This is a genomic window from Kitasatospora sp. NPDC034533, assembly GCF_055575155.1.
Genome location: NZ_JBVITE010000069.1, coordinates 36,419 through 45,344, shown reverse-complemented (window position 1 = coordinate 45,344; position 8,926 = coordinate 36,419). Strand labels below are relative to the sequence as shown.

The 8,926-nt window shown below is 74.6% G+C and carries 6 protein-coding genes; 3 read left to right on the top strand and 3 right to left on the bottom strand.

Annotated elements, in window-relative coordinates:
• Positions 1-275 precede the first annotated feature (275 nt).
• Entirely contained in the window at positions 276-2,597 is a 2,322-nt protein-coding gene (locus ACZ55U_RS33015) for an MMPL family transporter (protein WP_465532141.1), read from the bottom strand.
• 367 nt (positions 2,598-2,964) lie between these two features.
• On the opposite strand from ACZ55U_RS33015, the gene ACZ55U_RS33010 reads away from it, so the two are divergent.
• A complete protein-coding gene (locus tag ACZ55U_RS33010; protein ID WP_465532139.1) occupies positions 2,965-4,194 on the top strand; it encodes a sensor histidine kinase in 1,230 nt (409 codons plus the stop codon).
• A complete protein-coding gene (locus tag ACZ55U_RS33005) occupies positions 4,191-4,892 on the top strand; it encodes a response regulator transcription factor (RefSeq protein ID WP_465532137.1) in 702 nt (233 codons plus the stop codon). Before ACZ55U_RS33010 ends, ACZ55U_RS33005 begins: the two co-directional genes overlap by 4 nt.
• 119 nt (positions 4,893-5,011) lie before the next feature.
• Here the strand turns inward: ACZ55U_RS33005 and ACZ55U_RS33000 are convergent, their stop codons facing one another.
• Both ACZ55U_RS33000 and ACZ55U_RS32995 read right to left on the bottom strand, forming a co-directional pair.
• Positions 5,012-6,187, bottom strand: a complete 1,176-nt coding sequence (locus ACZ55U_RS33000; protein ID WP_465532135.1) for a serine hydrolase domain-containing protein — start codon at positions 6,185-6,187, stop codon at positions 5,012-5,014.
• A gap of 145 nt (positions 6,188-6,332) precedes the next feature.
• Complete coding sequence (locus ACZ55U_RS32995) at positions 6,333-7,484, bottom strand: serine hydrolase domain-containing protein (protein WP_465532147.1); 1,152 nt, start codon at positions 7,482-7,484, stop codon at positions 6,333-6,335.
• A 316-nt stretch (positions 7,485-7,800) separates the two neighbouring features.
• Here ACZ55U_RS32995 and ACZ55U_RS32990 point away from each other — a divergent pair, with 316 nt between their 5' ends.
• Entirely contained in the window at positions 7,801-8,706 is a 906-nt protein-coding gene (locus tag ACZ55U_RS32990; RefSeq protein WP_465532133.1) for a hypothetical protein, read from the top strand.
• The last annotated feature ends 220 nt before the right edge of the window (positions 8,707-8,926 follow it).

The window sequence follows — 8,926 nt, the reverse complement described above, 5'->3', positions numbered from 1 at the left end:
CCGCGCACCCCCCCCAGAAAAGGCCAGGGTCTCCCCCCCTCTCTCTCCCCCCCCCCCCCCCCCCCCTCCACCTCCCCCCCCCCCCCCCCCCCCCCCCCCCCCGCGGTCCTCCTGCGCGAGGCACGCGGCGAGGGCGGGAACGCGCAGGAGGCAGGCCGGTGCGGTGGCGGCCCGGAAGGCGTCGATCGCACGCCGGGTCATCGGCAGGCCCAGGCGCAGCAGAGGCGGGTTCGCCGCGCCCGGGATCCCGCCGACGAAGGCCGCAGCGCGCCAGCCTAGGAGTGGTGGCTCCGCCGGGCCCGGGAGAGGTCGGTGCCCTGGTCCTCCTGCGGCGCGTACGGCCGGGGGTGGGCGTCGTGGGCGTCCTGGTGCGGCGGCGCGGGCCACGGGGACCAGGGCTGCGACTGCGGCGACCGCGAGGCGTCCGACCGGTGGCGGGTGGCCGGCCGGCCGGTGGGGCGTCCGGGGCGCAGGGGCCACCACAGGCCGCGGCCGAGGAGCGTGGCCAGGGCGGGCACCAGCACGATGGACAGCAGGAACGCGGAGAGCAGGATGCCGAGCGCGGTGGCGAAGCCGATCTGCTGGGTGGAGGGTTGCGGGGTCACCGCGAGGCTCGCGAAGGAGCCGGCCAGGACGAGGCCCGCCGTCGCGATGGCCGGGGCGGTGTGCCGCAGGGCGCGCGCGACCGCTGCCCGGGGCGGCCCGGGGTGGTCCATCTCCTCCCGGATCCGGTCGCTGATCAGGATGTTGTAGTCGGTGCCGAGCGCGACCACGAACAGGAACAGGACGAGGGGCAGCGTGAAGTCGACGCCCGGCTTGCCCATCGCGTGCTGGAACAGCAGGGCGGCCGCGCCGAGGGTGGCAGCGAAGCCGAGGCCGACGGAGAGCATCAGGACCACCGGTGCGAGCAGGCTGCGCAACAGCAGGAGGAGGATCACCCCGATCAGTGCCGCCGCGACGGGGAAGACCAGCCTGAGGTCGCGGCCGACCGCCGTGGAGACGTCGGCGAAGACGGCCGGGGTGCCGCCGACGTGTGCGGTCAGGTCGGCGGGCGTGCTCTGGGCGACGGCCGCGCGGATCGGGCCGGAGACCAGGTCGCGGGCCCGCTGGGACTGCGGGTCCTCGGTGAGGACCAGGTCGATCCGCGCGGCCTGCCGGCTCTCGCTCAGGACCGGCTCGGCCACCTGGCCGACGCCGGAGACCCGGGTGAGGCGCTGGGCCAGGCCGTCCAGCGCGCCGGGGGAGAGGGGGCCGGCGTTCTTGGTCTCGACGTAGACGCTGGTCGGGTCCGCCACGCCGGCGGGCAGGGCGCGGGAGATTTCGAGGGCGGTGGTCCGGGACGCGGTGCGCGGGCCGCCGCCCAGGCCGTAGTCCATCCTGATCCCGGCCAGCCCTCCGGCCAGGGCGCCCAGGAGGGCGAGCGAGGCGAGGACCACGGTCAGCGGCCGGCGGGCCACCAGGCCGGCGAACCGGGCCGCGGTGCCGTCACGGGGTTCGGACTTGAGGGCGCGAGAGGGCCAGAAGAGCTTGCGTCCGCAGGCCGCGAGCACGGCGGGCATCAGGGTGAGACTGGCCAGCAGCATGACCAGGACCGAGACCGCGACGGCCGGGCCGAGCACCCGGAACTGGCCGAAGCTCGCGACCCCGAGGGTGGCGAAGGCGGCGACGATGGTCAGCGCGGCCGAGGTGACCGCGGTGCCGACCTTCTGACCGACCTCGGCGGCGGCGGAGCGGTGGTGGCGGTCGGGTCGGGCCCGAAGCTGCTCGCGGAAGCGGAACATCAGGAACAGGAAGTAGTCGATGCCGATGCCCAGGAGCACCACGCCGATGAGGCTCGGTACGGAGGGGTCGAGCTTGATGCCGGTGAGCAGCGCGGTGCCCACGACCGCGCCGCCGGCCACGCCGCTGACGAGGGCCACCGCGATCAGCGGCAGCAGGGCGGCCAGGACGCTGCGGAACACGAGGACGTGGAGCAGCACGATCAGGGCGACGGAGCCGGTGGAGGCGATGGTCGCGAGGGTCTTCCCGTCGTCGGCGGAGTCGACCTGGTCCGCGAGCGGGCCGGTGAAGCCGGTTCGCAGGCCCTGGGCGGCGAACTCCGCCCGGGCGCTGTCCCGGAACGCCCGGAAGGTGCTTTCCAGGCCCGGGTCGGCGGGGTTTCCGGTCAGGTTGGCGGTGAGCAGCTCGAAGGTTCCGTCAGGTGCCGCCATGGCCGGGCCGACCTGGGGGATCTGCGAGTAGTCCCGCTGGAAGGGCGCCGCGTCCTCGGGCTTGGGCATGGTGACCTTGAGGCGGCTCAGGCGATTCGCCCCGGCGTCGATCTGCTCCCGGTCCGCGGGGGTTAGCGGCCGGCCGTCGGTCCGCGCGACCAGGACGGTCACCGGGTTGGCGTCGGGCTTCGTCCCGAAGCGGTCGTGGGCGATCCTCGCGGCGGCGGCCGAGTCGTAGCTCTTCGGCAGGAAGTCGGCCGTCTGGGTCTGGGTCACCCGGTAGATCAGGGTCTGGCTCAGGACGGTCAGGAGTACTCCCAGGACCGACCATACGGCGATCACCTTCCACGGATTCCTGGTGGAGAATCCGGTCAGGGCGCGGATCACGATGTCCTCCGGCTGTGGTGCTGTGGCCGGGGGGTTCCGGCACGTCTCCAGCGCATCACGGCGCACCGGGCGTTCTCGTCCGAGCGGGGGAGGAGAACACCGTCAGGACCCGGGCCCGGTCGACGGCCCCGACCAGGACCAGGGGCCTGGTCGGGGATCGGTCCCGGGTGCCTGCCCGGGGCCGGGAGCCGTTGCGAGAATGGGCCGCGGACGCCGTCCCCCCGGGGACCGCGGGCCGTTGCGGGAACGGCCCACGGCCCACGGCCCACACCGTGGCACGTGATGACAGATGACAGATGACGGATGACGGTCGCGGTGAACCGGCGAAGGCCGGCGTCGACCGGCCACGGAGAGGACCAGCACCAGCATGTCGACGCACCACCGGCCCCTGCCGCCGTCGCCGAGCGCCGACGGCCTGCCCTGGACGGCCAGTGACGCGCTGTTGGCCGTCGGGGCGGCCGTCCTGGACCTCCTCGGCTACACGATCGGCGGTCCGGACGGAAGCCGGCCGGTCTCCCTGACCGCGCTGGTCCTGCTCGTGCTGGCGGCCATGCCGCTGCTGACCAGGCGCCGCTACCCACTGGCGTCACTGGCGGGTGTGCTGGTCCTCGGCCTGGCGCTGAACCTGAGCGGGCCGGTGCCGCAGCACTTCAACTGCACGCTGTGCGTCGCGCTGTTCGCCGTGGCCCGCTCCCGCGGCATCGCGGTGGCGGCGCCGGCCGCCCTGCTGGCAGCCGGGGTGCCACTGCTGGGCCAGGGGCATCCGCTGCCCCCTCCGGCGGGGGACGTGGCGGTCAACCTGCTCGCGGCGGCGCTGGTCGTCGTCGCGGCCGAGGTGCTGAAGCGCTGGCAGCACGAGATGGAGGTCAGGCGCGGTCTGCTGGCCGACCGCGCGGTGGCACAGGAACGGCGCCGCATCGCACGGGAGTTGCACGACATCGTGGCCCATCACATCACCACCATGCAGCTGATGGCCGGCGGTGCCAGAGCGAACCTCGGGGGTGACACCGAGGTGGTGCGCGAGGCCCTGGTCACGCTGGAGCGCTCCGGGCGGACGGCGCTGCGCGAGATGCGCCAACTGCTGGACGTGCTCCGGGCCGGCGACGCGCCGGACGAGGCGGACGGGGCGCCGTCCGCGCCGCAGCCCGGTGTCGGGCACCTCGGAGGGCTCGTCGAGGAGTCCCGCAGGGCCGGTCTGCCCACGGAGTTCGCCGTCCTGGGGCAGGAGCGCCCGTTGCCGCCGAGCACCAGCCTGGCGGTGTTCCGGATCGTCCAGGAGTCCCTCACCAACACCCGCAAGCACGCCGGCCGGGCCCGGGCGCGGGTCCAGCTGGCGTACCACCCGGACCGGGTCACGGTCGAGGTGTCCGACAACGGCACCGCCGCGCCGGCCGACACCGTGGTGGGAGCGCTGACGGGGGCGGGCGGTGCGGCCGGACCGAGGGCGGGACGCACCGGGTACGGTCTGATCGGCATGCGCGAACGGGTCGCGCTGCAGGGCGGCAGCTTGGTGGCCGGCGGCGTCGACGGTGGTGGCTTCCGGGTGGTGGCCAGCCTGCCGGTGGCGCCGGCCGACGGAGAGGAACGGCTCGGATGACGGGGACCGAGGAGCGGATCAGGGTGCTGATCGCGGACGACCAGCCGCTGGTGCGGCGGGGCCTGGCCCTGATCCTGGCACCGGACCCGGCGTTCGAGGTGGTGGCCGAGGCGGACGACGGGCAGCGGGCGGTCGAGCTCGCGCACCGGCACCGGCCGCACGTCGTGGTGATGGACATCCGGATGCCGGTCCTCGACGGGGTCCAGGCGACCGAGCGGATCGCGCGGGAGCTGCCCGGGTGCCGGGTCCTGGCGCTGAGCACCTTCGACATGGACGAGTACGTGGTGGCCGCCCTGCGCGCCGGCGCCTCCGGGTTCCTGCCCAAGGACGTCTCCCCGGAGGAGCTCTCGGCGGCCGTGCGCACCGTGCACACCGGGGAGGCGGCGGTGGCGCCGCGCCTGCTCACCCGGTTGATCTCCACGTACGTCACCACGCCCCGCCTGCCGCGGTCGCCGTCGCCGCTACCGGTCTCCGACCTGGGGGAACTGACGCCGCGTGAGGTCGAGGTGTGGCAGCTGCTGGCCACCGGCCTCGACAACGCCGAGATCGCGTCGGCGATGGGCATCAGCGTCTCCACGGTCAAGAACTACATCACCAGCGTCTTCGCCAAGCTGAGTGTCCGCGACCGTGCCCAGGCGGTGATCGCGGCTTACGAGTCGGGCCTGGTGGAGGCCCGGCGCACGAACCAGGCGGGCTGAAGCGCAGCAAGGCGGGCCCCGGCGGTCACGGAGTCGTGGTGTTCCGTGACTGCCGGGGCCCGTGGGGCTGCCGCCGTCGTGGCCGGCCGGACCGCCCCGGGACCGGTGCGCGGCGCGCGTCAGCGGCAGAGGGCCGCGTCCAGCGCGTCCGCCATGTGCTTCACGCCGGCCTCGTCCGGGATGGCCGTGACCGTGATGGCGGCGGCGCGACCGTCGTCGGTGACCCCGTCGCGGGAGCGGTAGCCCGCGGTGGTCCCGCCGTGGCCCCAGAGGAGGCCGCCGCAGGAGAGCGGCTTGCTCTGCAGGCCCAGCCCGTAGCGGACGCCCGGGCCCAGGAGCTCGGCGGGGACGGTGGTGCGCATCTGGGCGAGCTGCGCCGGGGGCAGGAGCCGGCCGCCGAGGAGCGCGGTGAAGAACGCGTTGAGGTCGGTGTTGGTGGAGACGATCGCCCCTGCCGCCCACGCCGCCGAGGAGTCCATCTCGGTGTAGTCGATCGGAGGCGTGTCCGGCGAGCCGCGGTAGTAGCCGTGGGGGTGGGCCTCGTGGAGGGTGGTGTCCCCGGGTGTGGGGAAGTAGGTGTGGCGCAGGCCGATGCGGTCGATGACGCGCTTGGTGATCTCCTCGCCGACGGGCCGTCCGGTGACCTTCTGGATGAGGAGTCCGGCGACGACGTAGTTGGTGTTGCTGTACTCCCAGCTGGTACCCGCGGGGAAGCGGGCCTTCTGGGCGAGGGCCGCGTCGAGGAGGTCGCGGGGCTCGAAGTAGCGGTACTGGATCGTGGTGAAGTCCGGGAGCGCGGGGGTCTCCATGTACTCGGGCAGGCCGCTGGTGTGCTGGAGCAGCTGACGGACGGTGATCTGGCGTCCGTCGATGCCGTCGCCGCGCAGCAGGCCGGGGAGGTAGGTGTCGACGGGGGAGTCCAGGCCCACCTTTCCCTCGGCGACGAGCTGGAGGACGACGACGGCGGTGAAGGGCTTGGTGTTGCTGCCGGCGCGGATCTGGCCGTCGACGGGGACCTTGGCTCCGGTGGCGAGGTCGCCGACTCCGGCGGTGTAGGTGCGGGTGCGGCCGTCGCGGCCCTTGACGGAGGCGAGCGCGGCGGGCAGGCCGTCGTCCTTGACCAGCGCGTTCAGGCTCGACTGGACGCCGTCCGGCCTGCCGCCCGCGAACGCCGCGGTCGGTGCCAGGGCCGTGGCCGCCACGACCCCGGCGGCCAGGCAGGCCACGGCCGCCGCCAACCCGCGCCGGCCGGGGCCACGTCGGTGGGTCCGGTGGTGCTGTACGTGCTCGTTCATGGAGGAACCGTTCATGGAGGAACCGTTCATGGAGGAACTCCTCTGCCGGAGTGGGCAATCGGTGGGATGCGCGGGTTCCGCGCGCGGGTGCGCGCAGAACCCGCCGGTCGTATTGGTGCGGACGCTCAGGCCCGACTGGGGAGGGTCAGCGGCACAGGGCGGAGTCCACCGCCGCCGCCACGTGCTGCTCGGCCGCGTCACCCGGGATCACGGTCACCGCGATGCTGGCGACGCGGCCGTCATCGGTGGCGCCCCCGGCGGTGTAGTAGCCCGGAATCGTCCCGCCGTGGCCCCAGTACAGGCCGCCGCACGACAGCGGCCGGGCCGCCAGGCCCAGCCCGTAGCGGAAACCCGGAGCGACCTCGTCGGCGGGGACGGTGGTGCGCATCTGGTCGAGCTGGGCCGCCGGGAGGAGGCGACCGCCGAGCAGCGCCGCGTAGAAGCGGTTGAGGTCGCCGGTGGTGGAGACGGCGGCGCCCGCCGCCCAGCCCCAGGACGGGTCCAGTTCGGTGTAGTCGCGGAGCGAGCCGTCGGCGTCCCGGTTGTAGCCCTTGGGGTGTGCCTCGTGGATGCTCATGTCCCCCGGCGTGGGGAAGGAGGTGTGGCGCAGGCCGACGCGGTCGATGACGCGCTTGGTGATCTCCTCGCCGAGCGGCCGCCCGGTGACCTTCTGGATGATCAGGCCCGCCATCAGGTAGTTGGTGTTGCTGTACTCCCAGCGTGCGCCCGGGGCGAAGTGGGCCTTCTGGGCGAGGGCCGCGTCGAGGAGTTCACGCGGTTCGTAGTACCGCGTCGGGTCGGTGAGGATCGAGCCCTTGTCCACGTAGTCGGGCAGACCGCTGGTGTGCTGGAGCAGCTGACGGACGGTGATCTGGCGTCCGTCGATGCCGTCGCCGCGCAGCAGGCCGGGGAGGTAGGTGTCGACGGGGGAGTCCAGGCCCACCTTTCCCTCGGCGACGAGCTGGAGGACGACGACGGCGGTGAAGGGCTTGGTGTTGCTGCCGGCGCGGATCTGGCCGTCGACGGGGACCTTGGCTCCGGTGGCGAGGTCGCCGACTCCGGCGGTGTAGGTGCGGGTGCGGCCGTCGCGGCCCTTGACGGAGGCGAGCGCGGCGGGCAGGCCGTCGTCCTTGACCAGCGCGTTCAGGCTCGACTGGACGCCGTCCGGCCTGCCGCCCGCGAACGCCGCGGTCGGTGCCAGCGCCCCGGCCGTCATGACCCCGGCGGCCACGGCGGTCACGACCGCCACCACCCGGTGTCGGCTGCCCCGGCGGGAGAGCGGGAAGCGGCTGTGCATTGCGTGCTCGTACACGAGAGGACCCCTCCGATGATTGGCGCCGGTGGTTCGGCGGCCTCGATCAAGAGGACCATTCGCGGGCGGGGGAGTTCGTCCGCACCCGGGACGAGACCGCGCCCGGGAGCGGGCTCCGGGAGCCGCCCCCGGCCAGGACCGTACTCCTGGGCCACCGGTGCCGGTCGGCCTGCCCGGCCCGGCCCCCTGCGGCGGTGCCCACTCGTGGAAGCCGGGCGCGGATGGCACGATGAACCGGCCGCCACCGGGCCGGGGTTGGGGTCTTCCCGGTGGCAAGCCGAGCGTCCAGGAGATGAGGCCCATGCCCGTTGCGCGGATCACCCCTGGTGACTTCCCCACCAGCCCGCTCGCCCTGCGCTTCGCCGACCCCGCCCGGCAGGTCAAGGCCCGTGCCTTCGCCGGCGAACAGGCCGAGGCCGCCACCGAAGCGGCCGGCATGCTGGCCCGGATGTGGCACGCCGCCTCGGACGGGCCGGCCCGGGTGGCCGCGCTGGCCACCGTCCACGCCCACCTGATCGACTGGCGCTACCGTCTCGCCGTCGCGATGGGCCCGCCTCCCCCCAACGGCTTCCCCTTCGACCCGGAACGCTTCCGCACCCCGATCCGGGAGGGCGACACCAACTACGACCGCCTCGGCGACGTCGGCCGCCTGCGCGAGGGCGCCCGGTGGGACGAGGCCACGCGCACCTACACCGCGGGCCTGGCGACCCCGGCCTGGGAGGCCATGCTGCGCTACGGCCGCCTGGCCGAGCGGCGTTTCGCCACGGAGGGGGTCCGGGGCGACGTCCTCCAGAACCGGGTGCTCCTGCCGGACGGGCGGCGGATCGCCGGCAACCGCCTGCTGCGGGGCGAGGCCGCCCGCCGCATCGACGCCGAACTCGTCGCGCGCTACGCGGCCCGGGGCGTGGACACCTCCCGGCTCGAACGCGTCGGCAGCCCCCTGTACACCGCCACCCCCACCCCCCGGGACGGCGCCGCCCTGCACCGCGCCGCCCTCGACCTCCTGGCCGGCCCCGGACTCACCACCGGGGACTACCTCCTGGCCCGCTACCTGCTCTTCCAGGCCCCCCGGACCAAGAAGGGCAGCGACGCCGTGACCCGGACGTTCATCGTCGCGGTCGGCGCCGTCGCCCTTCCCGGCCGCGCGCCCGCCCTGCCCGAGGACATCGACCTGCGCTGCTACGTCCTGGGTTGGCCCCCCGGCTGAGCCGCGGTCCACGCGCACCTCGGCCGGCAGCGCTTTCCGTCGACGGCGTCGAGTCGCGCGGCGTCGAGCCGCGCGGCGCGTCGGGGCGCTCCCGGCGAGCGCGCCCCGGCGTCGCACGGGACCGGATCACCGGCAACGCCACCGCTGCCGTGACGCGCGAAGCCCGCGGATCCACGCCGGCTGACCGGCCGTCGCCGGGCCCGACCGAGCGGCGCGGCCG